Here is a 25098-nt window from a genome sequence, read left to right as displayed (position 1 = left end):
CAGGCGCGCGCGGCCGCTGCGCCGGCTCGTCCCCCGGCCGCCCGGGCCGAGGCGCCGACGGCCGTCGTCCCGACGGTGCAGCAGCCCTACGGCGGCTGGGACACCCGACCGCCCCTCGCGCCCGCCTCGTACGCGCCCATCGCCCCCCAAGGCCACCGCACCCCGGAGCCGTACCGGGGCGGCTGCGCCGGCGCCGGGTCCACCCCGGTCGTCGGCCGCACGGACCAGGGCGGCCGCACGGACCAGGGCGGGCGGCCGGACCAGGGCGGGCGACCGTTCCACGGCGGACGACCGGACCAGGGCGGGCGGCCGGACCAGGGCGGTCGCCCGGGCGACGCGCCGGTCCGCTCCCTGCCCCGACGGGCGTGGACCGCCGTCCTCGGCCTGCTGGTCGCCGCCTCGGTGGCCGCGGTCACGCCTCTCGGGGGCGCCGTCCTCCTGCTCGCCTGGGTGACGCTCGCCCGGTCGGTGCAGTGGACCCGTGTCGCCGCCGCCATGGGCCGCGCCCGCTCGGGGGGCCGGCTCGGCGCGGGGGCGCGTACGGGGCTCGCGCTCGCCTACCCCTTCCGGGCGGTCGGCGCGCTGCTGGCCAGCCTTGGCTACCTGCTCGTGTCGGCGGTCCTCGTGTCACCCGTGCTGCTGGCCGGCGCGTGGGTGCTGCTCGACCTGCAGGTCCCCGGCTCGTGGGAGGTGGCGCGGGCCGCGGTCTGGCAGCCGCCCGTGCAGAGCGCCCTCGTCGTGCTCGCGGCCGTGCTGGCCCGGGTGGGTCCGGGTGGGAGGGCCGTCCGGCACGGCTCCCGCGCGCTCAGCGAGCCCGTCGCCCGCCACCGCGACGGCCGCCTCGTGCTCGCGGGTCTCACGGGCCTCGTCGTCGTCGCGGCGGTGCTCGTGGTGACCTCCGGCCTCTGACCCCGGGGGCGGCGGTCGCGCGGGCGCCCACCGCGCCCCGTCAGACCCTCACGGGGACGAACTACTGATGCTGAACAGGTGTGCAGCCTGAACAGGTGTTCAGCGACCTGCAACGTGTCCCGGCAGCACCGGCGGCGAGCCGGGCCTGACACCCGCCGAGCCGGGAGCCCGCCGAGCCGGATGCCAGCCGAGCCGGACGCCCGCCGCGCCTGGCACCGGGTGGGGAGACGGCCCGCGACCGGGACTGAACGGCTCCGTGGGACAGGCCCGACGACCGTTCGGTCCCAATCGGGGCCGGGGCTACGCGCCCGGCAGCCACCCCGGCTGCACAAGCCACCGTCGTCCGACCGCCAGAACGGACCCAGACGCCCAGCCGTGTGCTGGTCGGGTCGCCGGTCCGGGCTCCCGACCGGGATCGAACGGCTGCGTGCGGACAGGTCCGACGACCGTTCGGTCCTTGCCAGTGGCCCGGGCGCCGCGCCCGGGGGCGGCGACCCCAGCAGCACACGTCACCGCTGTTCCATCGCCAGCGCAACGCCGACCGCCCAGCCGTGTGCTGGTCGGGTTGCCGTGGGGGCCGGTCTCACGGGCTCGCCCGTGGGCTGCACGGCCCCGCGGTCGGCGGAAGGTCCGCCGGGACCTCGCGCGGGCCGGTCCGGGACACGCTCGGAGCCGGCTCGCCAGACGGCGGCGGAGCGCCCCGCGCGCCCTGCCGCGGACGCGCTGCGGAGTCGTACGCTCACCCCCGCGGACCTCTCGTCGACGAGCTGTCCTCGTTACGGCTTCGTTACCCGAGACGGTGGCGACAGACCAAATGTTAGCCCTAACATCACGCTACGACCCGCGGACCGCTCGCCCTGAGCAGGCCGCGCACCCGGCACAGACGCCGGGACGCATCTCGAGGAGGAGTGCATGGAACGCATCACGGGTGCTCGTACCCGCCGGACCGTCCTGGCGGGCGCGTCTGTCCTGGCCCTGGCCACCGCGCTGGCAGCCTGCGGCGGTGGCAGCACCGAGCCCGCGGCCGGCGGCGGCTCTGCCGCGGCGGGCGGGGGCGGCGGCGACACCATCACCGTCGGCTTCTCCCAGGTCGGCGCCGAGAGCGGCTGGCGCGCGGCCAACACCAAGTCCATCCAGGACACGCTGACGGAGGAGAACGGCTTCCAGCTCAGCTTCTCCGACGCGCAGCAGAAGCAGGAGAACCAGATCCAGGCGCTGCGCAGCTACATCGCGCAGGGCGTGGACGTCATCGCCTTCTCCCCGGTCGTCGAGACCGGCTGGGACGCCGTGCTCGAGGAGGCCAAGGCCGCCGAGATCCCCGTCGTCCTCACCGACCGCGCGGTCGACACGGCGGACGAGTCGCTCTACGTCTCGTTCATCGGCTCCGACTTCGTCCTCGAGGGCGAGCGCGCCGGCACCTGGGTCTCCGAGACGCTCGGCACCGAGCCGATCAACGTCGTGGAGCTGCAGGGCACCACGGGCTCGGCCCCGGCCAACGACCGGAAGTCCGGCTTCGAGAGCGCGATCGCCGACAACCCCAACGTCACGGTCGTCGCCTCCCAGACGGGCAACTTCACCCGCTCCGAGGGCCGCACGGTCATGGAGGGCTTCCTCCAGAGCCAGGACGACATCGACGTCGTGTACGCGCACAACGACGACATGGGCCTCGGCGCCATCGAGGCCATCGAGGCCGCCGGTCTCGTGCCGGGCGAGGACATCAAGATCGTGACGATCGACGCGGTCAAGGACGGCATGCAGGCGCTCGCCGACGGCAAGATCAGCTACATCGTCGAGTGCAACCCGCTCCTCGGGCCGGACCTGGCCGAGATCATCAAGTCGGTCGTCGCCGGCGAGGAGGTCGAGAAGCGCATCGTGGTCGAGGACCAGGAGTTCGACCAGGAGGCCGCCATCGAGGCCCTCCCCACCCGGGAGTACTGAGCCCGACCTGATCACCCCGGGGGCGGCGGCCGCGCTGCCGCCCCCGGGGTCACCCCGTCCCACATCACGAGGCCTGGGAGCAGGCGCTCGGGAGGCAGACATGACGACGACGTCCGACGCACCGCTCGCGGCCCCCGCGGCCGACCCGGTGCCCGTGGTGCAGATGAGCGGGATCACGATCTCGTTCCCCGGGGTCAAGGCCCTGGAGGACGTGGCGCTCACGCTGCGCGCCGGCGAGATCCACTCCCTCATGGGGGAGAACGGCGCCGGCAAGTCCACGATGATCAAGGCGCTGACCGGCGTCTACCAGGTGGACTCGGGCAGCATCCGCGTGCACGGCCAGGAGATGACCTTCAAGGGCCCCGCGCAGGCCCAGGCCGCCGGCATCAGCACGGTGTACCAGGAGGTCAACCTCTGCGAGAACCTCAGCGTCGCCGAGAACATCATGCTCGGGCACGAGGTCCGCCGCGGCCCGGTCATCGACTGGCGCGCCACGCGGGCCCGCTCGCGCGAGCACCTCGCCGCGCTCAACCTCGACATCGACCCGGCCTCGACGCTGTCGTCGCACTCGCTCGCGGTCCAGCAGCTGGTGGCCATCGCCCGCGCCATGACCGTCGACGCGCGCCTGCTCATCCTCGACGAGCCGACCTCGAGCCTCGACGCCGAGGAGGTCGCCCAGCTGTTCGCCGTCATGCGGACCCTGCGCGACCGCGGCGTCGCCATCCTCTTCGTCTCGCACTTCCTCGAGCAGGTCTACGCCGTCAGCGACCGCATGACGATCCTGCGCAACGGCAAGCTGGTCGGGGAGTACCGGACCGCCGAGCTGCCCCGCATGCAGCTGGTGTCCAAGATGATCGGCACCTCGCTGGAGGTCCTCGAGGAGCTCGAGGAGAACCCGCGCCGCAGCGCGGCGACCCGCGAGGGTGCCACCCCCTACCTGCAGGCGATCGGCCTCGGCCGGCGCGGCTCGGTCCAGCCCTTCGACCTCGACGTCTACCCCGGCGAGGTCGTCGGGCTCGCGGGCCTGCTCGGCTCCGGCCGCACGGAGCTCGCGCGCCTGCTCGCCGGCGCCGACCGCCCCGACGCGGGCGAGGTCAAGGTCGAGGGCCGCCCGGTCCGGCTGCGCACGCCGCGCACCGCGCTCGGGCACGACATCGCGTTCTCCTCCGAGAGCCGCAAGACCGAGGGCATCGTCGGCGACCTCACCGTCCGCGAGAACATCGTGCTGGCCATGCAGGCCGAGCGCGGCTGGGCCCGGCGCATCCCGCGCAGGCAGGCCGACGAGGTCGTCGCCAAGTACATCGACGCGCTGGGCATCCGCCCGCCGCAGCCCGAGGCGCTCGTGCGCAACCTGTCCGGCGGCAACCAGCAGAAGGTCCTGCTGGCGCGCTGGCTGGCCACCGCGCCCAAGCTCCTCATCCTGGACGAGCCGACCCGGGGCATCGACGTCGGCGCCAAGGCCGAGATCCAGCGCCTGGTCGCAGGCCTGGCGGAGGAGGGGATGTCGGTGGTGTTCATCTCCGCCGAGCTGGAGGAGGTGGTGCGGCTCAGCCACCGCATCGCCGTCATGCGGGACCGCGAGAAGGTGGCCGAGATCGACAACTCCGAGCACGTCACCGTCCCCGACGTCGTGTCGCTCATCGCCGGCTCCGACGTGCACCCCTCGGACGTGCACGCATGAGCGCCGTCATGGGGGTGAGCAGGCACCGCCTGTTCTGGCCCGTCATGGCCCTGCTCGTCCTGCTGCTGCTCAACACCCTGCGCGCCCCGACGTTCCTGGCGATCGAGGTGCGCGACGGGCACCTGTTCGGCGCCCCGATCGACATCCTCCGCAACTCCTCGCCGCTGCTGCTCGTCGCGCTGGGGATGACCCTGGTCATCGCCACGCGCGGCATCGACCTGTCGGTCGGCGCCGTGGTCGCGATCTCCGGGGCGGTGGCGCTGTCGTTCATCGCGTCCTCGTCGGACCCGGGCTCGGTCGGCACCGTGCTGGTCGCCGTCGTCATCGCGGTCGTGCTGTCGTTCGTCCTCGGCTCGTGGAACGGGTTCCTCGTCTCCGTCGTCGGGATCCAGCCGATCATCGCCACGCTCGTCCTCATGACGGCCGGTCGCGGCATCGCCATGCTCATCACCGGCGGGCAGATCACGACGATCACCAGCGCGCCGTTCCGCACGCTCGGCTCGGGCTTCCTGCTGGGCCTGCCGGTCGCGGTCCTCATCGCGGGCGGGATCTTCGCCCTGGTCACGGTGCTCACCCGGCGCACGGCGCTCGGGATGCTCATCGAGGCCGTCGGCATCAACCCGGCCGCCAGCCGCCTGGCCGGCCTGCGCTCGCGGGGCATCATCTTCCTCGTCTACGCGCTCAGCGGGACCTTCGCCGGGATCGCCGGCCTGCTCATCAGCTCCAACGTCATGGCCGCGGACGCCAACAACGCCGGCCTGTTCATCGAGCTCGACGCGATCCTCGCGGTCGTCATCGGCGGGACGTCGCTCGCGGGCGGCAAGTTCTCGCTGTCGGGGACGCTCGTCGGTGTCCTCGTCATCACCACGCTCACCCTCACGGTGACCGTGCTCGGCGTGCCGCCGTCGGTGACGCCGCTGTTCAAGGCCGTCGTGGTCATCGCCGTGTGCCTGCTCCAGGCGCCGGTGGTGCAGCGACAGCTCAGGGCCCGGCGCCGTGCCGCGGTCCCCGCTGCGGTGGAGGCGACCGTCTGATGCTGACCGACCGGACCGACCCTGCCCTCAAGCCCGCCTCGGGTGCCGTCGTCGCGGCCCCCGCCCGGGACCGCCGGCGCCTGCCGAAGCTCGACCAGCGGTTCACGCCGATGCTGGGGACCTTCGTCGTCCTCATCGCCATGTTCGTCATCGGCGGCCTGCGCTACGAGAACTTCCTGTCCGGCGCGGTCATCTCGAACCTGTTCATCAACAACAGCTTCCTCATCGTCATCGCGGTGGGCATGACCTTCGTCATCCTCACCGGCGGCATCGACCTGTCGGTCGGGGCGGTCGCGGCGCTGTCCGGCGTCATGGCGGCGGCGCTCTTCCAGGCCGGCTGGCCCGCGGGGATCGTCATCCCGCTGTCGATCCTCGTCGGCTCGCTGCTCGGCCTCGTCGTCGGGCTGATGATCCACTACTTCGAGATCCAGCCGTTCATCGCGACGCTCGCGGCGATGTTCCTGGCCCGGGGGCTCTGCTACGTCATCAGCCTCAGCTCCATCCCGATCGCCGACCCGACCGTCGTGGCGCTGTCCGGCACGCGGTGGGTGTTCGGGGACGGCTGGACGCTGACGCCGAGCGTGCTCATCGCGCTCGCCGTGGTCGCGGTCGCGGTGTACGTGCTGCACCTGACCCGGTTCGGCCGCACCGTGTACGCCATCGGCGGCGGCGAGCACTCCGCGCAGCTCATGGGCCTGCCCGTCGCGCGCACCAAGGTGCTCGTGTACGTCATCAGCGGCAGCTGCGCCGGGCTCGGCGGGTTCCTGTTCTCGGTGTACTCGCGCTCGGGCTACTCCCTCACCGGCGTCGGCATGGAGCTGGACGCGATCGCCGCGGTCGTCATCGGCGGCACGCTGCTGACCGGCGGCTTCGGCTTCGTGCTGGGGTCCGTGCTCGGTGTCCTCGAGCTCGGTCTCATCCAGACAATCATCACCTTCGAGGGCACCCTGAGCTCGTGGTGGACCCGCATCGTCATCGGTGTCCTGCTGCTCGCCTTCGTGGTGCTGCAGCGCGTGCTGGTGCTGCGCCGGCGCTAGCCGTGCCCGTCCCCGGCGGTCGGTCCGCCAGGGAGGACGTCGACGGGGTCGTGGCCCGGGCTCAGGCCCAGGCGACGACCCCGTCGGCGCGTCCGCGGGTCCCCTCGACCAGGCGGGCGTTGACCTCGTCGGTGCGCTGCACCCAGTCCAGGGCGGCCTCGGGCGTCCGGCCGTGCGCGACGTGCCGGGCGACGAGCCGCTCGACCCGGGTGGCGGGGTCGACGTCGACGTACCAGCAGGCGTCCAGCTGCTCGCGGACGTTCTTCCACCCGGTCATGCTCATGTCGTCCGACAGCGGGCGCGGCAGGTCCGCGTGCCGCAGCAGCAGGTAGTTGCCCTCGGTGACCACGACCCGGGTGGCGGGGGTGATCGGGAGGGCGCTGCCGATGGACTGCTCGAGGTCCCGGTCGAACCGGGGTGCGAGGACGACCGGCTCGTCCGCCGTGCGCAGCCGGCGCAGCAGGGCGACGTAGCCGCCGACGTCGAAGGTGTCCGGCGCGCCCTTGCGGTCCGCGCGGCCGAGCCGCTCGAGCTCGCGCTGGTCCAGGTGGAAGCCGTCCATGGGGACCAGGGCGGCGGACGTACCGTGCACCCGCAGCCGGGCGACCAGGGCCGCGGCGACGGTCGACTTGCCGGTGCCGGGCGGTCCGACGAGGCCGACGACGATGCGGTAGCGCTCGGCCAGGACCGCGCGCAGCTCCAGGGCGAGCGAGACGACGGCGGGGTGGTCGGCGTGGGCGACGGTCACGCGAGGAGTCTTGCGCCTCGGCCGTCGGGACGCGGCCCGACGGGCGGGTCCTGTGGGCCGACCGCGACGCGCGGCCCTGGGGACACCCGGGTCCCCGCCGTGGGGCCCGCCCCCTGGTGACGGCCGTCCCGGTCCTGGTGCGCTGGCCCCGTGAGCACCGACGTCGTCCGACCGCGGACACCGCCGCCCTGGTTCGTCCACACCGCCTGGCGGGTCCACCGCCTGCTGCACCGCCTGAGCGGCGGGCGGTTCCTGTGGACGACCGCCGACCGGCGCGGCTGGGGAGCCCTTCGGCTGACCACGACAGGGCGCCGCTCGGGGCAGCAGCGCGACGTCATCCTCGGCTACCTCGAGGACGGCGACCGGCTGGTCCTGCTGGCCATGAACGGCTGGGACGAGGGCGAGCCCGCCTGGTGGCTCAACCTCCGGGCGCACCCGCACGCGGTCGCCCGGCTGGCCGGGCAGGAGCCCCGCGCAGTGGTGGCCCGTGCGGCCGAGGGGGACGAGCGGGACCGGCTGTGGGCGCGGTGGGTCGCGGTCGACGCGACGCTCGGGCCGCTGGCCGCGGCGCGGGCGACGCCGACCGCGGTGGTGGTGCTGACGCCGGGGACGGTCACGGCGGACCCGGCGACCTGAGCGGCCCTGCCCCGGGAGCCGGCGGCCGCCACCCGCGGGTCCGGCGCTGGGCCGCCCGGGTGGGGCGGGCGACGAGCAGCGCTACTCGTCGTGCACGTTCCGCAGCCTCGTTGCTCAAGTCGGAGGGGGTCCGGGCCGAGGGGAGGGGGAGCCGTGGTCCCGAGCCCCGGCACCCATCCTGGGAGCGCCTCGACATGAAGCCCCGCACGACCCGCCCGACGCACCACGCCAAGGGGGTCCGGTCCGTCGCCGCCCTGGCCGCCGTCCTCGTCGCCGGCACCACCGGTATCGCCGCCGCGTCGGCCTCCGACGGTGCTCCCGACCCGGTGGTGCAGGACGCGTCCGCCGAGGTCGCCCAGGCCCCCGCCGAGGAGGCGCCCGAGCCCGAGCCCGAGGTCGGGGTCTCGGTCTCGCCCGAGCCGGAGGTCACGCCGGAGCCGGAGCGGGAGCCGGAGCCCGAGGTCGAGGCGGAGCCCGCGCCCGAGCTGGAGGTCGAGCCGGAGACCGGGACCGAGCCGGAGCCGGTGGAGCCCGAGGAGGCGCCCGCCCCCGTCGCGCGGCCCGTCGACGCGCCCGCCGCCGAGACGGGCACGGTGCCCGTCGAGGAGCCGGCCACGTCGGTCGACGGGGCGCCCGCAGCCCCCGAGGACGAGGTCGCCGCCGCCATGCCCACGGGTGTCCGGGCGACCTGGGACAACGGCGTGTTCACGGCGTACTGGGACCCGTCGGACGCACCCACCCGGTTCCGCGCCGGGGTCTGGAACGAGGGCGGCAACTGCGACGCCTCGCCCGCCGCAGGGACGTGCTCCTTCGCGCTCACCCTCCCCCCGGGGCAGTACCAGGTCTTCGTCGCCGACTCCTATGTCGGCGGCGACTACCAGCTGACGGACGTCACGGTCGGCGTGGTGGTCCCCCCTGAGGCACCCTCGCCCCCCATGTCCCTGACCGCGGTCCCCGGCAGCGACGGGGCAGTGACCGTCACGTGGGACGAGCCCATGGACGACGGCGGCGGCGAGGTGCTGTCGTACGCGGTGTCCGTGGACGGCGCGCTGGTCCGCTCGGTCCCGGCCGGCACGCTGTCGACGACGCTGACAGGCCTCGTGGGTGGCCAGCACACCGTCGCGGTGACCGCCACGAACGCCGCCGGGCCGAGCCAGGCCGCGACGGCGACGGTCGAGGTCCTCGCGGACCCGTCACCGGTCCGCGAGCTCGCGGTCGCCGTCGACGACGCGGACGCCAGCGCGAAGGTCTCCTGGGCGGCTCCCCAGTCGCTCGGCTACCCCGAGGTCAGCTCCTACGAGATCGAGCTGGACGACCGGCCGGTCGTCCAGGTGGACGCCAGCACCCTCACGTCCCTGCTGGAGGACCTCGAGGTCGGCGAGCACACCGTCGTCGTCACGGCGGTCTCGAGCGAGGACGTCTCCAGCGAGGGCGCCTCCCTCACGTTCGAGGTGGACGAGGTCCCGGTCCTCGCGCCGACCGCCGTCACGGCCGAGCAGAGCGGACCCGGCACGGTCACCGTCACGTGGGTCGACACCTCCGGCGACGAGCGCATCACCGGCTACCGCGTCACGGCATCGCCGTCCGCCCTCGGCTCGCTGGACCCCGACCGCGGGGTGCTCGCCGCGACCCCCGCCCCCGTCACCAAGGACGTCGGTGCGGAGGTCCGCGAGACCGAGCTCACCGGGCTGCAGGACGGCCAGGTGTACACCTTCACCGTCGCTCCCGTCACGGCAGCGGGTGCCGGCCCCAGCGGCAGCGACACCACGACGACGGACGAGTGGCGCGTGCCGTCGGCCGTCCAGGGCGTCACGCTCGAGCAGACCGGTCCCCGCCAGATCACCCTGCGCTTCTCCGCCCCGGCGGACGAGGGCAGCTCGCCCGTCACCGGCTACGTCGTCGCGCTGTCCAGCGACGAGGCCGCGGGCTACGAGGAGTTCCCGGCCGACACCCGCGAGGTCGTCATCGACGACCTCGACCCGATGACCTACGAGGTCAGCGTCACCGCCCTCAACGAGGAGGGGGACGGCGAGCGCGTCGACCTCTCCGTCGTCGTGCGTGCGGACTGGCGGGCACCGGGTACCGGCGCTCCGGGTACCGGCGCTCCCGGGACCGGCCGCCCCGGCGTGACCCCCGTCGTCGTCTCCCCGGTGACCCCGGCCGTCCAGGGCCGCCCCGCCCCGGCGGCTGCCCCTGTGCGTGCCCAGCTCGCGCAGACCGGCGTCGAGGCAGGCGTCCTCGCCGCCGGCGGCACGATGCTCCTCGGGCTCGGCGGTGCCCTGATGGCCGCCACCCGTCGCGGACGTCGCTCCGTCTGACCTGCACCACCCGGGCCCCGGCCGCACGCGACGCGCGTGCGGCCGGGGCCTCGTGCGTGCCGCCGGGACGGCCCGGGTGCCCCGCTAGCATCGACCTCGGGGCGCCCCCGTCCCGACGCTGGCGTGGCGCAACTGGTAGCGCACCCGACTTGTAATCGGGCGGTTGTGGGTTCGAGTCCCACCGCCAGCTCCCCCGTGACCTGCGGCTTCGTCCACCCTCGTTGGAGCGAGCTGCGGGAAGAGCGTCAGTTGCTAACGCCGCTGCTAACAGCGAGGCGTTCCGAGGCCTCGACGAGGGACGCAAAGACGCCGGCGACCTCGGTTGCTTGCTGCTCGATCACGTGGGCGTAGACGCGCAACGTGATGGCCGGATCGCGGTGGCCGAGCCGGGCGGCGACGACGTGGACCGGCACCGCAGCTCGGAGCAGGAACGTCGCGTGCAGGTGGCGCAGGTCGTGAAGACGGATGGCCGGCAGGGGGCTGCTCGACGTCGCGACGTTGTACTCATCGGTGATCTTCCGCATCAGCGCCGACACCGTGTCCGGGTACAGCGGATCACCGAGCTGGCGCCTGAAGACCAGGTCGCCGACCACCCACGACGTGCCGGCGAACTCTCTGTCCTCTTCCTGGCGCCGCTTGTGTTGCCGAAGGATCTCGACGGTCCCGCTGTCGAGGCTGACGGTTCGCTCGCGGCCGCCCTTGGTCGTGCCGTCGACCCGTACCCCGTCGACCACGTCGGTGCTGCCGACCACGCGAAGCCGACACCCGTCCAGATCGAGGTCCGACCAGCGGACGTTCAGGAGCTCGCCCCGGCGCGCACCCGTGTAGGCGGCGAGTCGGTAGAACGCGCCGAGTCGGTGGCCAGCGGCATGGTCGAGGAAGCGGCGGAGGTCGTCTGCGGTCCAGAGGACGGCCACCCGGGTCTGGTCGCGCCGCGGCTTCTTTGCCCGCAGAGCCGGGTTTTTGGGGATAAGGCCGTCGACCTCGACCGCATCGTTCAGCGCCTTGCGGAGCACCGCGTGCACGTAGTCGATCGTCGTGGGCGACAGCGGAGCCCCGCCCCGGCCTCCGCTCTGCGACAGGTCTCGGTAGAGCGCGCTCAGCGCACCAGATGTAAGCGCCTGCAGCCGGAGCGAGCCGATCCGAGGGTGTACGTAGGAGGCCAGGTTGTCGCGGTACCCCCTGTACGTATTGGGCTTGAGCTCCACGCGGTGCGCCTCGAGCCATCGGTCCAGGTACTGCGCGACCGTGACGGGGCTCCGGTCGACGTACTCCTTCCGGCGCACCGCCACCCGGGCAAGATCTCGTGCTGCCTTCGCCTCGGCCTCGGATACGAACCCGCCGACCCATTTCGGCTTGGACCGGCCGCTCTCCAGGTCCGTGACGCGGATGACGTAGGACCAGGTGCGGCCCCGCCGGATAATGCCGTCGCGCACCCGTGCCATCAGGTCACGCAGCGCTCGTCGACGAAGGCCCTGAGGTCGACTCCACGGATGCGCCGGCACCCGTCGATCCGGATGGAGCGCAGTGCCCCGGAACGGATGAGCTCGTACACCTTCGACTTGCTGAGGCTCAGGAGCTCGGCCACCTCTCCCACCCGGTAGAGCATCCGGTCGTCCATCAATCCTGCCTCTCCTCGTTGTCGAGCCGGCCAGTGCCCCGATTTATTTCCCCCGAGCAGGTCGGCACCTGGGTTCCCTCGACTGCGGGCCCCCCGTCCGTCATGTCGTCCTGCAGCTGGTGGAGCCAGGTGTCGACTTCGGCTGGCACGAACCGGAGGACCCTGCCGACCCGGTAGGCAGGTGGTGCCTCGCCGCGGCGGCGGAGGGCGTGGACCGTCGGGACGGCGACACCGAGGTAGTCGGCGAGCTGCTCGGTCGACCAGAGCGGTGCTGGCTCCTCAAGCGACATCAGGGACCTCCGTGTCGAGGCGGGCGCGAGTCATGGCTTCCTCGTACTGGCGCCGCCAGACGCGACGGTTGGCGACGGCGTGAAGCAGGCGTGTGGCCAGGGGCGGGATGGGGTCACCGCGTTTGGCCACCTCCCACACGAGCCGGCGTGGTTGCCCCTCGGCGTCCAGGACGTCGGGCGGTCGCACCGACCAGCCGCCCTGCCGGACGTCGGGGGGACGCTCGTCCCTGTCGACGGTATCCGGGGCGTCGGTTGCCCCGTCGGCGTCATCCACGGCCTGCAGACCCTGCCGAAGCTGCTCCTCGACCTCCCGGTCAGCGGCCTCGAGCAAGACCGCCCGGACGAACGCTGATCGCTCGGCGCGGTGGTCGGTGAGGGTCTTGCCGCTCCAGCGTCGGGAGACCAGCACTCGTCGGCCAGCGTGCCCGAGGTGGGTGCGGGCGTGCGCCTTCGACCGGCACGCGCCGGCGCGCATCCGCGGGCGGGCGTGACGGGGTTCGACGCCGTAACGCAGCCAGTTCGCACACGTCGGGGAGCAGGGCTCGTACCGCAGCGCATCGACGAGCCGGTCAACGTGAGTAGCTCGACGTGCATCGTGAGGCGCGGCGGTCCGGGCGTCCGGCTCTCCGTCGTCGCTGTGGCCCGGTGGGCGGCCGTGGTCCATGGCAGCGTCAATGCTCTTGGTGAGGTACTTGCACAGGTAGCCGATCCGGCGATCGGCTTCTGGGGTGCCGGTGAGGATGCCCTGCATGTCGGCGACAGACCCGAACCGGATGACGTGCAGGGGGTCCTCGACGTTGTCCACCGCGTCATCAAACGCGGTGAGCTGCCCACCGGTGGCCGGGTCGACGTAGTGACCGCCGCCGGGCCCGGCCTGCTCGGCGTCGGGGTCATCGGGCACCCACACCGGGGGGTGGTCGTCGTCGTGGTGGACGGTGCTGGTGGAGGGCCACCAGACCTGGTGGTAGGTGGCGTCGAGAAGCTGCCGGACGAGGGAGCGGGCGATGGTGCCGCGGACGGCTATGTGCGCGTGGAGGGCGCCGCGGCGCTGGGGCTCGATGGTGGCGAAGTACTGCACGTCGTAGCCGGCCACCCGGCGCAGGTTCTGGAACAGCCGGTCGAGCAGGCGGGCGAAGTGCAGGTTGTCGCGGGCCTGGGCGCCGTAGTCGTACGTGCTCGGCCGTCGTGGGGTGCCGTCGGCGTGGACGGCGCCGTAGGAGGGCAGCGTCACGGTGATGAACATGCTGGGCCGGTAGACACGGTCGCCCTTGGCGATGAACGCCCGCCCGAGTGTGGACCCGTTGGAGGCCCGGCGGGGCAGGTCCGGTGCGTCCTCCCGGCGGCGGGTGGAGCGCGTCCGACGTCGCATTGTGGACGGCTCGAGGGTTCCCCGGACGCCGCCGGCAGCAAGGTCGTTGTCGAGAGCGTTCAGGGCGGCGGTGGCGGCGTCTGCCTCGTCCGGGTCGTCGGCGGACCGGCTGCGGTCGCGCTCGGCGGTGACGTCGGCGCGCACGAGCACGAGGTCCCGCTCGACCGGCTCGGCGTCGCGTTCGTCCCAGGGCTCGGTGTCGCGGTGCCAGCCCTCGCGGCACTGAGTGACCCGCAGCGCCTTGGCCTTCGCCGAGCAGGCAGGACAGACCGCCTCCCGGGTGGACCCGCACGGGACGTCGACGTAGTGGACGCCACCGGTGGTCTCGTCGAGGACCTTAAGGGTGACCGGTCGGATGCAGACCCCGTTGCTGGCGGCCACGTCGCGGAGCAGGTCGGCCGCTGTGGGCTGGCTCATCCGGTCGGCACGGCTGCCGGAACCCGGTGCCGGGACCCGGACGCCGTCGTTCATGACGGTGCTCATGCCGCTTCACCCGCGTCCGTCATCGGAGTCGGTCGAGATTCGGTGATCTCGAGCTCGCCACCGCCAGAGGCTGCCGGATCGAGGTCGGTCGGGTCCTGCTCGGGCCGTTCTCCGGCTGGGTACTCCTGCGGTCGAGCGGCATCGATGCGGCCGCGGATCTCGGCGTCGTCGAGGTAGGCGGCACGGACCTTGACGAGGTCTGGTTGCCCGTCGATGCGGACGTGGCCGACGCCGGCTTGCTGGAGGCTGATCTCGTCGCACCTACCGCCGCGCTGGCGTGCCCCGTCGCCGAGAATCATGTCGACCTGGATGGGTTCGTCGAGCCGGAAGGCGATGCGGACCGCATGCAGGCCGCGCCAGCGGACGACGTCCTTGCCGGGGTCGACGGTGGTCGTGATGACGGTGAAACCGACGGCACGCCCGCGGGACAGCAGGGCACCGAGAGCGGCCTCGACCCGTCGTGCGGTCTTGGCGTCGGCCAAGGCCGTAATGGTCGCCAGCTCGTCGATAATCACGACGTGGTGCGGGCTGGCCATGGTGGGGGAGTGGGTGCGTGAGGTGCCGGAGAGCTCGGCGGCTCGTGCGTCGAGGTCGGTGACAAGCCGCTCGAGGTGGTCGGCCATATCGTCCACCCGGTCGACGACGTCCGCGACGGGGCGGGCGGCGTCGGCTTCCATGCCGCCCTTGGGGTCGAGCCAGGTCAGGCGGACGTAGCCGGCACGCACGGTGGGCAGCAGCTGGCAGACCAAGGCCCACAGGAGGCTGCTCTTGCCGGAGCCGGTGGTGCCGGCGATGAGGGTGTGGCTGCCCCGAACCGGTGTCCGCCACGGTGCCCCGTCCTCATCCCGTCCGACGGGGACGCCGGCCAGGAGCGACATGACGTCCTCGGTGCCGGCTACGACCGTCGGACGGGCTGCGATCACGGTTTGGGCCAGGTCGTCCCGTCGGCGGACGTCGAGCCAGATCCGTCCGGGTCGGTCGCTGCGGACCCGGCAGCTGGTGGCACGCAGGGCATGGCTAAGGGAGTCGCACGCCGCCCTGACGTCGTCCGGCGTGAGTCCTGGTGGCAGGTCGAGCCCGAGCCGGTCGACCCCGCCCAGGCGGACGACCCGGCGTAGCCGCACGAGCTCCGGTGCCGGCGGGGCGACGTCGACTCGTCTGTCGGCGTTGCGCTGCGGGGCACGCTCGGGCGTCTTGTCAGTGGCGGCGAGCCCGTGCCGCCTGGCCAGTGCCGGCCACCTCGGTCCGTAGACCACGCGATATGCCCACCACGACGCGGAGGCCCGGGCGGGTCCCCGGCGGAACGATGCCGGGTGCACGACGCGCCACAAGGTGAGCGAGGTGACGAGGACGCCGACGCAGACGAGGGACCAGGTGGCCAGCTCGGAGACCAGGCCGCTCACGGTGCGTCCCGGACCACGGCCGCGGCGATGACGAGGTGCCAGTACAGGGCGTCGCACTGGTTGGCCACCGTGCGGGCGTGCTCGGCGAGCCCGGCCTGCGGGACGTCTGTGACCTGCTTGGACAGGTCGAGGAGATCCCAGCGCCACTGGTCGACCTGGCCGATGAGGCGGTTGAGGACGGCCAGGGCTTGTTCCGACGTCTCGACGTCGAACGCCGCTTCCCAGCCGGTGGTGGACGCCGCTGGCTGGTCGCTCATTGATGACGCTCGATGTCGCGCAGCGCCTCGTAGAGCGTGTCCTCGCAGTCGGCCAGAGCGCCGGCGACGCGGCGCGCGGCGGCACGGACGTCGGCGTCGGGGTACTCGAGGATCTTTCGCGAGCAGCCCTTGAAGTCCTCGACGAGGCTCTGGGTGACGGTCAGCAGCCGGCGGGTCTCGCGGTAGGCGGCCTCTGCGGTGCCCACGCCGGTGATCTCGACGGACCAGGACAGGACACGGTCGATGTCAGCCAATGTGGGCTCCGGCGCGGCGCATGACGGCCTCGACCGTCAGGAGCGGGTCGCTGAGCCGCGCGGCGGCGTCGGACACGGCCCGCGGGATGTCGTCGTCCGGCAGATCAGCGACGAAGCTGTGGAACCGCCACAGCTCGGAACCGAGGGCGTCGACCTGCTTCCAGAGCTTGAGCAGCTCGTCGGGCAGCTCGTCGAGGCTGCACCCGAGAGCCTCGGCCCACTCCTGTGCCTCGCGGGTCTCCCGCCAAGGGTGGTCCTCGTACCTCGTGTGCCGGCTGACCTGCACGGGGCGGTGGTAGTCGGTGGTGCGTCCGGTCATGATCCACTCCCTCACCTGGGCCGCCGGTGGGCGGCGCGCGTCTGTGCGTGGGGTGATTGCTGGGGGGTGGGTCCGGCGCCCGTCGTGGCCTCGGCTCGACGACGGGCGCCGGTGACGTGCTGGCGTCCCTGTGTGTCGGGACGCTCAGGCGGCCTGGTTGCCGCCGGTGCCCGGGCTGGGCTGGGTGCTGGGGCGCTGGCTGACCGGAGCGGGGTCGCTCTTGGCCGGTGCGCGCATGCTGGCTGCCTTGAAGGACCAGGCGAGCCGGGGCCGGGCGCGGTTGGTGTCGACCCACGCGGTGGCGGTGAGGCCCTCGAAGACGACGGGCCGGAACGGGACGCCGGGCAGCGCCTCGGGTGGGACGGGCTGCACGTCGGCGACGACCTTGACGGTCACCTCCGCCTGGCCCTTGCGGACGAGGTCGTCGGCGTCGACGACGCGCACCGCCCACATCCGCTTGCCGGTGTTCTTGTCGCGCGTCTGCACGTCAGCAGACCGGCCGGACTCGCGTGCTGCCTGCACGAGGTCGAAGTCCTCCACCGGCGTGACCTCACCGATGACGAACGCCCCGTTGGGGAACGCCACCCCGTGCTCGATCGGGATACCACTCGGCATCGCCATGACCTGCTCCTCTCACTTGTCTAGACGGGCAAGGGCGACGCTACACCCATCTAGACAAGTAGCAAGAGTTGAAACGCGATCTGTGCACGACAGGGGAGTCAGGTGGCGTCCACCCGGTACTCCAAGATGTAACTCTGCGAAGACTTCACGGTGTCGCAGACCTCGACGGGGACGTCGTGGACGTCGTAGGCCGTGCGCAGGACGGTGACGACGGGCACGCCCGCCGGCAGCTGCAGCCGAAACCGTTCCTCCTGGGTCGGCATCCGGGCCGCGACCTCCTCGACAAAGTGGTCGAGCCGGTGTCCAAGCTCCTCGAGGCGGGCGTAGATGCCGCCCGGTCCGGTGTCGTCGTCGGCGATCTTGGTGCCGGCCGCGATGGCCTTTGGGATGTAGGACACTGCCGTCTCGACGGGCTGGCCGTCCAGCAGGTACCTGCGCGAACGCACCACGACGTCAGTCACCCCACCGAGCAGCCCCGCCACGCTGTCGGGCGGGCGCCCCGAGGTGACCTGCACCTGGTCGACAGCGGGCGTTGCTCCCACCTGGCTCGCCTCGGCCAAGAACGCTGCCTGACCCGCATCTCGGTGCCGGCGCGCGAACCGGTCGGACGCCAGGCGCCGTACGGGCGGCCGCGGTCGGACGAACACCCCCTTGCCCTGCTCAGAGACAATCAGGCCCTCGCTGCGCAGTTCGGCGATCCCTCCGCGGACGGTCATGCGGGCGACGCCGAACGCCCGGGTCAGCTCGGTCTCGGACGGGAGCTTGCTGCCTGGTGGGTAGGCGCCCGAACGGATCTCGTGACGGAGTTGCCGGGCGATCTGTAGGAAGCCGGGCTCCGGCGCCGACGCGTCCACAGCCCGCAACGCCACAACAACCTCCGCCACTTGTCTAGTCGACTCTGTAGCCTGACACACAGGAGGGATCCTCATGACCGACACCCCGAAGCACTCCGTCAGCGTCGCCGGCGTGGTCGTTGACGACGCTGGACGCACCCTGGCCATCCAGCGGCGCGACAACCTGGCGTGGGAGCCGCCCGGCGGAGTCCTCGAGTTGGGGGAGTCATTCGAGGACGGCGTCGCCCGAGAGGTGCTAGAGGAGACCGGCCTCGCCGTTGAAGTAGGGACCCTCACCGGGGCCTACAAGAACATGAACCGAGGAATCGTGGCCCTCGTCTTCCGCTGCCGCCCCCTCACCGCGCCGTCCCCGTCGACCAACGAGGCCGTGCAGTGCCGCTGGCTCTCGGCGAGGGAAGTGTCGGAGCTCATGTCGGAGGCCTACGCGGTACGCGTGCTGGATGCGCTGTCCGGTACCACGCATGCGCGGGCGCACGATGGTGTGGACTTGCTGCCTGCCGAGCCGGACCCGCTCCTGGGCCCCCCTGGGGCGGAGCTCCGAGCCTTATAGCCGCGCTGGCGCTGTCAAACGTCAAGGCGGAAGGTCGGCTGCCCGGGGCTCTTGACGGTCCGCGCAGTAAGGCGGCCGTCGACGCTCACTTGATGATGGTCACGCTGCGACGCCCCCGGCAACGGCGGGTTCTCCCTACGCCGCCGTAGCCAGCCAATACAGTGCACGCCAGACCAGGATGAGGAGTATGCCGCGTGGCGACACCAGACCAGTTCATCGTTGACAACACCGCTGAGGACTGGAAGGCGCTTCAGTACGTCCGCGAGTGGTGCGACATTAGTTCGTCGATCGACATCGCCACTGGCCACTTTGAGATCGGCGCCTTCCTCGCCCTGGATGGCGCATGGCAGAAAGTGGAGAAGATCCGGCTGCTAATTGGCGGCGAAACCAGTCGCACGACCGCCGACGCTATCGCGGCCGCCCTGGACACATCAATCGTTCTCGAACGCCAGACCGGTGACGCCTTTCTGACCGGCGTTGACGCAGTGGTCGAGAGCATCCGTACCGGCAAAATCGAGATCAGAGTCTACAAGCCTAAGAAGTTTCACGCTAAGGCCTACATCACCCACAGCAAGCTGAAGGTCGTCGGCTCGGCCGCCCTGGTCGGCTCATCCAACTTCACTCGCCCCGGGCTCACGCAAAACGTCGAGTTGAACGTGAAGTTTCAGGGTCCCGAGGTGGCTGACCTCCAGGAGTGGTACGACAACCATTGGGACGAAGCGACCCGGGTCAACACGGAGTTGCTCGCGGTTCTGGAGCACAACGCCCGCGAGTTCACACCCTTCGAGGTGTATGCAAAGGCGCTGCACGCACTCACCGCGAACGTCGACCCGACGGACAAGACCTGGGAGGACTCCGAGTCTGTCATCTATCCGATGCTCGCGCCCTACCAGCAGGAAGGTTTTCATTCGCTCATCGAGATGTCGCGCCAGTGGAACGGGGGATTTCTGACCGATGGCGTCGGATTGGGCAAGACGTTCGTCGGCTTGATGCTGACTGAGTATTACGCGGTGAGGCACCGGAAAAATGTCCTCATTATGGCGACCAAGACCGGCCAAGACGCGGTTTGGAACCCTGAGCTGAAGGAGCGGCTTCCCGAGCTGTTCGGCCAATTTTCTAACGTGCTTGTCCGCGCGCACACTGATCTGACAACCCAAAAAGGCGCCGACGAGATCGAGCACCTGGCTAAGCGGGCCGACGTCATAATCATCGACGAGGCCCACAACTTCCGGAACCACGGCAAGAACCCGACCGAAGAGAACCCCTGGGGCTCCCGGTGGTGGCGGATGCACGAAATCTGCAAGGGGAAGACCGTCTTTCTTCTCACGGCCACACCCATCAACAACTCGCTCTTCGACCTTGTGCACCAGGCGGAGCTCTTCACCGGTGTCGACGCGGACAGCCACTTCGCAAGCATTGGCATCACCAGCCTACGCAAGTATGTCGTGACTCTGGAAAAGCCCTTCAAGTCCGCAGTTCCCGACGCCCTGGTGATCGCGGACCTCATGTCGAAGGACAGGCTGTTCCAGTCGGTCATTCACCAGAACAGTCGAAAGTACGCCGTGGAGAGCGCGAAGGTCGCTGGCGGCGCCGCGGTCGTGTTCCCCGAAACTCAGGTGCCCCGCGTGGTCCCCTATGACTTCGGCACCCTCTACACCCCCCTGTTCACCGAGTTGCAGAACGCCTTCAGTCGAGCAACTCCCCTGTTCGTGCTGCCAATGTATTACCCGCTGGCCTTCTCGACCGATGGCAATATCGACACCCGCGCGGAGAACCGTCAGCGCCAGGTGGTGGCCCTGATCCGCACCATCTTCCTCAAGCGGTTCGAGTCGAGCCTGGCTGCGTTTGCGGGTTCGTGCCTTGATCTGTCGGCCAAGGTGCTGGACTGGCTCGATGTCAACACCAAGATTCACTCTGAACAGGAGAGGCGCCTCACCGACTGGCGCGCCGTCAACGAACCGACATTGCAGGCGATCCACGATCGATATCGCTCAACTTTGGAAGAGGTTTGGCACGAAGAAGACCTTACTGAAGAGGAGCTTAATGAACTCGACTACAACCTTGTTGGAGGCGAGTACCGGCTACAGGACATGATCGACGCGGCCTTCGAGGACCTCGACCAGCTCCAACGCTTCATGGAACTGATCCTCGATGGCGCTGGGGTCGACAACAAGTATCTGCGGCTACGCGACTTGCTTATCGGCCAGGCGAAGCGCTCAACCGAGAAGCTGGACAAGGACGTCTTCACCCCAGAGTTTCGCAATGAGCCGGTGATCGTTTTCACCGAGTTCGCCGACACTGCGCGCTACATTGAAGAACAGCTGCGACAGGACGGCCTCGCGAACGTCGACAGGATTGATGGTACGCGCCGCAACGACCGCTACGAAATGATCAAGCGGTTTGCGCCCTTTTACAACAAGGTGTCTGCAACTGACCGCAAGAAGCCTGAAGCGCTCCGCGTCCTAGTTTCCACCGACGTGCTCAGCGAGGGAGTGAACCTCCAGGATAGTGGCCTCATCGTGAACTACGACATTCACTGGAACCCGGTCCGCCTGATGCAGCGCATCGGTCGAGTCGATCGTCGGATGAACCCAGCCATCGAGAGGGAGCTGGTCAAGGCGAGACCAGCGTCGGAGAGGTCACGTGGACACATTCAGGTCCGCAACTTCTTGCCACCCGCCGACATCGAGACTCTCCTCACCCTCTATAGCCGCGTGCAGAGCAAGACGCTCATGATCTCGAGCACGCTCGGCATCCCCGGCGGCAAATTAATTGATGAGTCGGACATGTACGACGACGTGAAGGTCTTCCAAGCCTTCAAGGACGAGTACAACGGCGAGATTGCCCCCATCGAGGAGCTTCGCCTCCAGTGGCTCAACCTCGTCAAACACCATCCTGACCTCGAAGACCGTGTCGCGCGGCTGCCCGAAGGCATCTCCACGGCCAAGGAAGGCGATCCCGCCGGCGTCTTCGTGTGCCGACGAATTCCGGTGCTCACCAAGGCTGCCGATGACGACGCGGAGCCCGAGTGGACCATTGATCGGGGCCAGGTCGAATGGTCCCTGCGGACGACGGACCGCGTTGAGCGATCCCTTCACTCGATCGACTCCGCGATCACCGCCGGACCGACCACCCCGACTGCATCGTTCAGCGACCGCACCAAAGTCCAGGCGTCACTACGCGGGCTAGAACGGGACGAGACCAAGCGACTGCGCAAGGAGACCCAGTTGCCGATGGATGCTCCGACCCCAAAGACGATCTGCTGGATGGAAGTGCAATGACCGCCAACGAGACCCGACTCCGTCAGTTGCTCAGGGCAGCACCGCAATCGACCGAGCACCTGCTCACCCTGCTCCTCGACGGTCTGGACTGGCCGATACCAGACGGCCTCACATGGGACGACCTACAGCTCGAATGGGAGCCTGAGGAACTTCACCTTGACCCGGAGAAGGTTGCGAAGCTCAGGCACATCTCCCAGATTCCTCAGCTCAAGAAAGATCAGGACTTCGGCGTTTGGGTTCTGGAGTTTGACGGGGGCCGCCTCCCGGTCGGGGCAATCCGGCGCCTGGTGCAGCGCCTCGTCAAGAACGAGCGCGCACGTAAGGGCAGCGGTACCCACGCCCAGTGGGCGCTTCCGGACCTGCTCTTCTTCTGCCTGTCAGAGGGCGAGGAGCATCTGCTTCACGTCGTGAACTTCCGCGAGAAGGACGGCAAGCGCGTCCTCAGCGTGCTGTCCTGGAGCAACGAACCCACACAAGCCCGAATCGACCTGCTCGTTCAGCGCGGGGTCCCGGACCTGGTGTGGACTCCGCCGGGCGGACCGAGGATCGTGCTTAGCCCGGAGTTCGGGAAGGGATTCCACGGCTACCGTGAGGGCATCAAGTCTGCCAAGGCGCTCTCAGCTCGTATGGCCCAGGTAGCCCAGGACGTCCGCGATGAAGTCCGCGTGCTACATGAGATTGAGATCGAGGGCGGCCCCATCCGCGCCCTCTTCACCGACGTCCGCGAGCGACTCCTCGGCGACCTCACACCGGAACGCTTCGCCGACGTTTACGCCCAAACGATGGTTTATGGGCTACTCACCGCCCGCATTGCGCACCCCGAGGAGTTCAAGGCTGACCGATCGATTTCGGCACTCACTTTCGACAACGACTTCCTCGACGCAATCTATTCGCGCTTTCGCGACGACTCCGACGGCGTGATCGACGTCGACGAGCTCGGCCTCAACGAGCTGGCGGAGCAGCTCGCAAGCACCGACGTCGATGAACTCCTCGCGGACTTCGGCGCGGACAACCAGCGTGACGACCCAGTCGTCTACTTCTACGAAGAGTTCCTGGCCCAGTACGACCCCGAGCAGCGCAGGAACCTTGGCGCCTTCTACACTCCGCTACCGGTGGTGCGCTTCATAGTAAAAACAGTTGACGACGCTCTCAAGTCATTCGGACTTCCGCTTGGCGTGGCCGACTCAACGACCTGGGCCAAGTACGTCGCCGACCACCCCGAGATCAAGGTTCCGAATCGAGCAATGCCGGACGACGCCGTCGTTTCAATGTTCGACCCCGCCAACGGGACGGGAACCTTTCTCGTCGAGTGGCTGCGCCAAGCGAAGCGCAACGACGAGAAGAGAGGTGAAGCGGCGGGGCTTTCCCACGCGTCGGCATGCGAAATCTCGCTCGCCTCGTACGCTGTGAGCCACCTCAAGGTTTCGCTCGACATCTCCGACGAACTGCGAGAGAAGACGCGTTTGCCGATCTACCTAGGCGATACGCTTGGCGCGAGGCACCCGCATGTCATTGAGGGGCTCGGCGATCCAATCAGTACCGAAGGCGCGCGCGCCGACGAGGTGAAGTACGAGTGGAACCACAACGTGCTTATCGGGAATCCCCCCTACGACCGTGTCGAGAGCATGGGCACCGGCGGCTTCGTCACGTCCCTTCAGGAAGGCGCGTCACGCTCGCTCTTTGACGACATTTTCGACGACGCCAGAAGGCACGTCATTTTTAGTGCCCATGCGAGCCTCTATAACCTCTACGTCTACTTTTGGCGCTGGGCCATCTGGAAAGTCTTCGAGGAGAACAGCGGCCCCGCTGTGATCTCGATGATCACCGCGTCGTCCTGGCTCGACGGCCCCGGCTTCCTCGGGCTGCGCCGCCTCGCTCGTGAGGTGGCCGACGACATCGTCGTCGTGGACCTTCACGGCGACAACAAGGGCACCCGCAAGGACGAGAACGTGTTCGACATCGAGTCCCCCGTTGCGATCGTCACCCTCATCCGGCGCGGCAATGGTGACCGTAGCCAGCCCGGCCGAGTTCATTACGCCAGCTACAGGGGCACGCGCGCCAAGAAGCTCCAAGCGCTCACAGACATGGCCGCTGGCAAGACGAACCTGGAGACCGCCGAAGCCCGGGCGGACTGGCACGCTCCTTTCATCCCTGCCTCCGGTGGTCTCGACTGGGCGGCCTACCCCAGATTGATCGACCTCTTTCCGTGGCAGCAGCCAGGCGCCATGGTTAGCCGTACCTGGCCAGTAGCACCGTCCGTGAGCATGTTGGAGGAGCGGTGGCGAGCCTTCGTGGCGACCAGCGTTCCGGAAGAGCGCCTGAAAAATTTCGCGCCTTCGAAGACCGGGCGAACCATCACGACCAAGGTCTCAGGCATGGTGCCCCTCGCTGAACTCAAGCCCGGAGCGCCCCACCAGCCCATCGTGCCTTTCGGAATGCGCTCCTTCGACCGGCAATGGACCTTCCGTGATCCGCGTGTCGCCAAAACCGAAAGCCCTTCCTTGTGGGCGTCTTTGTCCGACAGGCAGGTCTTCTTGACGACGATGACCACCACCCGCCTCGGCGCTGGGCCCGCGGCCACGCTTACGACGGCGGTGCCCGACAAACACTTCTTCTGCGGGCGCGGTGGTAAGGACGCTATCCCGCTCTACCGCGACACCGTGGGCACGCCCAACACGTCCCCGGCCACGATCAAGGCGCTCAGTGCGACGCTGGGGACTGCAGTGACCGGCGAGCACCTCTTCGCCTACGTCTTTGCCGTGCTCGCAGGCGCGGACTACACCGAGCGGTTCCGCGACGCCCTAGAGACTCCAGGACCCCGAGTGCCTCTAACGGCCGACGCTGGCCTGTTCGCTCGCATGGTTTCCCTCGGCCAAGAGCTGATCTGGCTCCAGACCTTCGGGGAGCGCTTCGGCACGGGCGAAGTGCCGACCGCCGGGGTTGAGTGGGGGCCAGAACCCACGCGTCTCCCCACAGCGAAATTCGATATCGCGTTCGACCCAGCTACAGAGACCTTGCACGTCGCCGACGGAGCTCTCACTGGCGTGACGGAGGCCGTCTGGAACTTCGAAGTCAGTGGCATGGACGTGGTTCCTAAGTGGCTCGGCTACCGGATGGCCAAGGCGGTCGGTCGGGCGGCGTCTAGCGAGTCCCCGCTTGACCGCATCCGCCCGACGACGTGGGCACCCGAGTGGAGCACGGAGCTCACTCAGATTGTTGCGGTGATCCGGAGGACGCTGGCGCTCATCGCGGACGGCGTCGCGCTGCTCGATGAGATCATCGCTAGTCCGCTCGTATCCGCCGACGACCTCCCGGCCGTGCCCGACGCACTTCGCCAACCACCGAAGTCGGGCGGGGCGGACACGGGCCAAGACGAGTTGTCCTTCGACGACGAGGCTTAACGCCGGCCCGCCCGGCGCGCGCTTTTGGGGGCCCGCCGTGTACGGGCCGACTGCCGAGTCGACCTGTATGAGATCAAGGCGCCGCGCTGCGCGC

At 69.9% G+C, this 25098-nt stretch carries 20 protein-coding genes, 1 tRNA gene and 1 pseudogene; 11 read left to right on the top strand and 11 right to left on the bottom strand.

Going from position 1 to position 25098, the window contains the following annotated elements:
- From WCS02_RS02800 to yjfF, 5 genes and pseudogenes are all read left to right on the top strand, one after another.
- Window positions 1-909, top strand: a pseudogene (locus tag WCS02_RS02800) (hypothetical protein); the annotation flags it as partial.
- A gap of 912 nt (window positions 910-1821) precedes the next feature.
- The gene (locus tag WCS02_RS02795; protein WP_340289425.1) at window positions 1822-2847 is read left to right on the top strand and encodes an ABC transporter substrate-binding protein; all 1026 of its coding nucleotides are present in this window, start codon (window positions 1822-1824) and stop codon (window positions 2845-2847) included.
- Window positions 2848-2947: 100 nt separating this feature from the next.
- Window positions 2948-4528, top strand: a complete 1581-nt coding sequence (locus WCS02_RS02790) for a sugar ABC transporter ATP-binding protein (protein WP_340289422.1) — start codon at window positions 2948-2950, stop codon at window positions 4526-4528.
- Entirely contained in the window at window positions 4525-5562 is a 1038-nt protein-coding gene (locus tag WCS02_RS02785) for an ABC transporter permease (protein WP_340289419.1), read from the top strand. The genes WCS02_RS02790 and WCS02_RS02785 overlap by 4 nt, the downstream gene beginning before the upstream one ends.
- On the top strand, window positions 5562-6599 hold the full coding sequence (gene yjfF / locus WCS02_RS02780) for a galactofuranose ABC transporter, permease protein YjfF (RefSeq protein WP_340289416.1): 1038 nt from the start codon (window positions 5562-5564) through the stop codon (window positions 6597-6599). The genes WCS02_RS02785 and yjfF overlap by 1 nt, the downstream gene beginning before the upstream one ends.
- A gap of 61 nt (window positions 6600-6660) precedes the next feature.
- On the opposite strand, the gene WCS02_RS02775 is transcribed toward yjfF, so the two are convergent.
- Window positions 6661-7347: a nucleoside/nucleotide kinase family protein gene (locus WCS02_RS02775; RefSeq protein ID WP_340289413.1), complete on the bottom strand. Its 687-nt coding sequence runs from the start codon at window positions 7345-7347 to the stop codon at window positions 6661-6663.
- Between the two features lie 150 nt (window positions 7348-7497).
- On the opposite strand from WCS02_RS02775, the gene WCS02_RS02770 reads away from it, so the two are divergent.
- The 3 genes from WCS02_RS02770 (at window position 7498) to WCS02_RS02760 (ending at window position 10491) form a co-directional block, all read left to right on the top strand.
- The gene (locus tag WCS02_RS02770; protein ID WP_340289410.1) at window positions 7498-7983 is read left to right on the top strand and encodes a nitroreductase/quinone reductase family protein; all 486 of its coding nucleotides are present in this window, start codon (window positions 7498-7500) and stop codon (window positions 7981-7983) included.
- Between the two features lie 194 nt (window positions 7984-8177).
- The gene (locus WCS02_RS02765; RefSeq protein WP_340289407.1) at window positions 8178-10301 is read left to right on the top strand and encodes a fibronectin type III domain-containing protein; all 2124 of its coding nucleotides are present in this window, start codon (window positions 8178-8180) and stop codon (window positions 10299-10301) included.
- 117 nt (window positions 10302-10418) lie between these two features.
- Window positions 10419-10491 (top strand) — tRNA-Thr (locus tag WCS02_RS02760).
- Between the two features lie 55 nt (window positions 10492-10546).
- Here WCS02_RS02760 and WCS02_RS02755 read toward each other — a convergent pair.
- The 10 genes from WCS02_RS02755 to WCS02_RS02710 all read right to left on the bottom strand — a co-directional run bounded on the left by WCS02_RS02755 (window position 10547) and on the right by WCS02_RS02710 (window position 17787).
- Window positions 10547-11746, bottom strand: a complete 1200-nt coding sequence (locus WCS02_RS02755) for a tyrosine-type recombinase/integrase (protein ID WP_340289405.1) — start codon at window positions 11744-11746, stop codon at window positions 10547-10549.
- Window positions 11746-11922, bottom strand: coding sequence for a helix-turn-helix domain-containing protein (locus WCS02_RS02750; protein WP_340289402.1), 177 nt, complete (start codon window positions 11920-11922; stop codon window positions 11746-11748). Before WCS02_RS02750 ends, WCS02_RS02755 begins: the two co-directional genes overlap by 1 nt.
- Window positions 11922-12212 (bottom strand): helix-turn-helix transcriptional regulator, encoded by a 291-nt coding sequence (locus WCS02_RS02745; RefSeq protein WP_340289399.1) that lies wholly within the window; start codon window positions 12210-12212, stop codon window positions 11922-11924. Before WCS02_RS02745 ends, WCS02_RS02750 begins: the two co-directional genes overlap by 1 nt.
- On the bottom strand, window positions 12202-14064 hold the full coding sequence (locus WCS02_RS02740; RefSeq protein WP_340289397.1) for a replication initiator: 1863 nt from the start codon (window positions 14062-14064) through the stop codon (window positions 12202-12204). Before WCS02_RS02740 ends, WCS02_RS02745 begins: the two co-directional genes overlap by 11 nt.
- A complete protein-coding gene (locus WCS02_RS02735) occupies window positions 14061-14942 on the bottom strand; it encodes an FtsK/SpoIIIE domain-containing protein (RefSeq protein ID WP_340289395.1) in 882 nt (293 codons plus the stop codon). The genes WCS02_RS02740 and WCS02_RS02735 overlap by 4 nt, the downstream gene beginning before the upstream one ends.
- A 521-nt stretch (window positions 14943-15463) precedes the next feature.
- Window positions 15464-15724, bottom strand: coding sequence for a hypothetical protein (locus WCS02_RS02730; protein WP_340289392.1), 261 nt, complete (start codon window positions 15722-15724; stop codon window positions 15464-15466).
- Window positions 15721-15978: a hypothetical protein gene (locus WCS02_RS02725; RefSeq protein WP_340289389.1), complete on the bottom strand. Its 258-nt coding sequence runs from the start codon at window positions 15976-15978 to the stop codon at window positions 15721-15723. Before WCS02_RS02725 ends, WCS02_RS02730 begins: the two co-directional genes overlap by 4 nt.
- On the bottom strand, window positions 15971-16297 hold the full coding sequence (locus WCS02_RS02720; protein ID WP_340289386.1) for a hypothetical protein: 327 nt from the start codon (window positions 16295-16297) through the stop codon (window positions 15971-15973). Before WCS02_RS02720 ends, WCS02_RS02725 begins: the two co-directional genes overlap by 8 nt.
- Before the next feature lie 144 nt (window positions 16298-16441).
- Window positions 16442-16918 (bottom strand): plasmid replication, integration and excision activator, encoded by a 477-nt coding sequence (locus WCS02_RS02715; protein ID WP_340289383.1) that lies wholly within the window; start codon window positions 16916-16918, stop codon window positions 16442-16444.
- A 98-nt stretch (window positions 16919-17016) separates the two neighbouring features.
- Window positions 17017-17787 carry a GntR family transcriptional regulator gene (locus WCS02_RS02710; RefSeq protein WP_340289380.1) on the bottom strand — a complete coding sequence of 257 codons (771 nt, stop codon included), beginning with the start codon at window positions 17785-17787 and terminating at the stop codon, window positions 17017-17019.
- Between the two features lie 58 nt (window positions 17788-17845).
- Here WCS02_RS02710 and WCS02_RS02705 point away from each other — a divergent pair, with 58 nt between their 5' ends.
- The 3 genes from WCS02_RS02705 (at window position 17846) to WCS02_RS02695 (ending at window position 25004) form a co-directional block, all read left to right on the top strand.
- Complete coding sequence (locus WCS02_RS02705) at window positions 17846-18322, top strand: NUDIX hydrolase (protein WP_340289377.1); 477 nt, start codon at window positions 17846-17848, stop codon at window positions 18320-18322.
- 194 nt (window positions 18323-18516) lie between these two features.
- Window positions 18517-21603: a helicase-related protein gene (locus WCS02_RS02700; RefSeq protein WP_340289375.1), complete on the top strand. Its 3087-nt coding sequence runs from the start codon at window positions 18517-18519 to the stop codon at window positions 21601-21603.
- Window positions 21600-25004, top strand: coding sequence for a type ISP restriction/modification enzyme (locus WCS02_RS02695; protein ID WP_340289372.1), 3405 nt, complete (start codon window positions 21600-21602; stop codon window positions 25002-25004). Before WCS02_RS02700 ends, WCS02_RS02695 begins: the two co-directional genes overlap by 4 nt.
- Window positions 25005-25098: the final 94 nt, after the last annotated feature.

Origin of the sequence: Aquipuribacter hungaricus (assembly GCF_037860755.1) — a bacterium.
GTDB classification, from domain to species: Bacteria; Actinomycetota; Actinomycetes; order Actinomycetales; family JBBAYJ01; genus Aquipuribacter; species Aquipuribacter hungaricus.
This window is presented reverse-complemented; position numbering and strand designations above follow the sequence as displayed.

What these genes read in the sequence shown, in the direction of transcription:
- WCS02_RS02795 (WP_340289425.1), top strand. Translation starts at nt 1,822, where the DNA reads ATGGAACGCATCACGGGTGCTCGTACCCGCCGGACCGTCCTGGCGGGC.
- WCS02_RS02790 (WP_340289422.1), top strand. Translation starts at nt 2,948, where the DNA reads ATGACGACGACGTCCGACGCACCGCTCGCGGCCCCCGCGGCCGACCCG.
- WCS02_RS02785 (WP_340289419.1), top strand. Translation starts at nt 4,525, where the DNA reads ATGAGCGCCGTCATGGGGGTGAGCAGGCACCGCCTGTTCTGGCCCGTC.
- yjfF (WP_340289416.1), top strand. Translation starts at nt 5,562, where the DNA reads ATGCTGACCGACCGGACCGACCCTGCCCTCAAGCCCGCCTCGGGTGCC.
- WCS02_RS02765 (WP_340289407.1), top strand. Translation starts at nt 8,178, where the DNA reads ATGAAGCCCCGCACGACCCGCCCGACGCACCACGCCAAGGGGGTCCGG.
- WCS02_RS02755 (WP_340289405.1), bottom strand. Translation starts at nt 11,746, where the DNA reads ATGGCACGGGTGCGCGACGGCATTATCCGGCGGGGCCGCACCTGGTCC.
- WCS02_RS02750 (WP_340289402.1), bottom strand. Translation starts at nt 11,922, where the DNA reads ATGGACGACCGGATGCTCTACCGGGTGGGAGAGGTGGCCGAGCTCCTG.
- WCS02_RS02745 (WP_340289399.1), bottom strand. Translation starts at nt 12,212, where the DNA reads ATGTCGCTTGAGGAGCCAGCACCGCTCTGGTCGACCGAGCAGCTCGCC.
- WCS02_RS02740 (WP_340289397.1), bottom strand. Translation starts at nt 14,064, where the DNA reads ATGAGCACCGTCATGAACGACGGCGTCCGGGTCCCGGCACCGGGTTCC.
- WCS02_RS02735 (WP_340289395.1), bottom strand. Translation starts at nt 14,942, where the DNA reads ATGTCGCTCCTGGCCGGCGTCCCCGTCGGACGGGATGAGGACGGGGCA.
- WCS02_RS02730 (WP_340289392.1), bottom strand. Translation starts at nt 15,724, where the DNA reads ATGAGCGACCAGCCAGCGGCGTCCACCACCGGCTGGGAAGCGGCGTTC.
- WCS02_RS02720 (WP_340289386.1), bottom strand. Translation starts at nt 16,297, where the DNA reads ATGACCGGACGCACCACCGACTACCACCGCCCCGTGCAGGTCAGCCGG.
- WCS02_RS02715 (WP_340289383.1), bottom strand. Translation starts at nt 16,918, where the DNA reads ATGGCGATGCCGAGTGGTATCCCGATCGAGCACGGGGTGGCGTTCCCC.
- WCS02_RS02705 (WP_340289377.1), top strand. Translation starts at nt 17,846, where the DNA reads ATGACCGACACCCCGAAGCACTCCGTCAGCGTCGCCGGCGTGGTCGTT.
- WCS02_RS02695 (WP_340289372.1), top strand. Translation starts at nt 21,600, where the DNA reads ATGACCGCCAACGAGACCCGACTCCGTCAGTTGCTCAGGGCAGCACCG.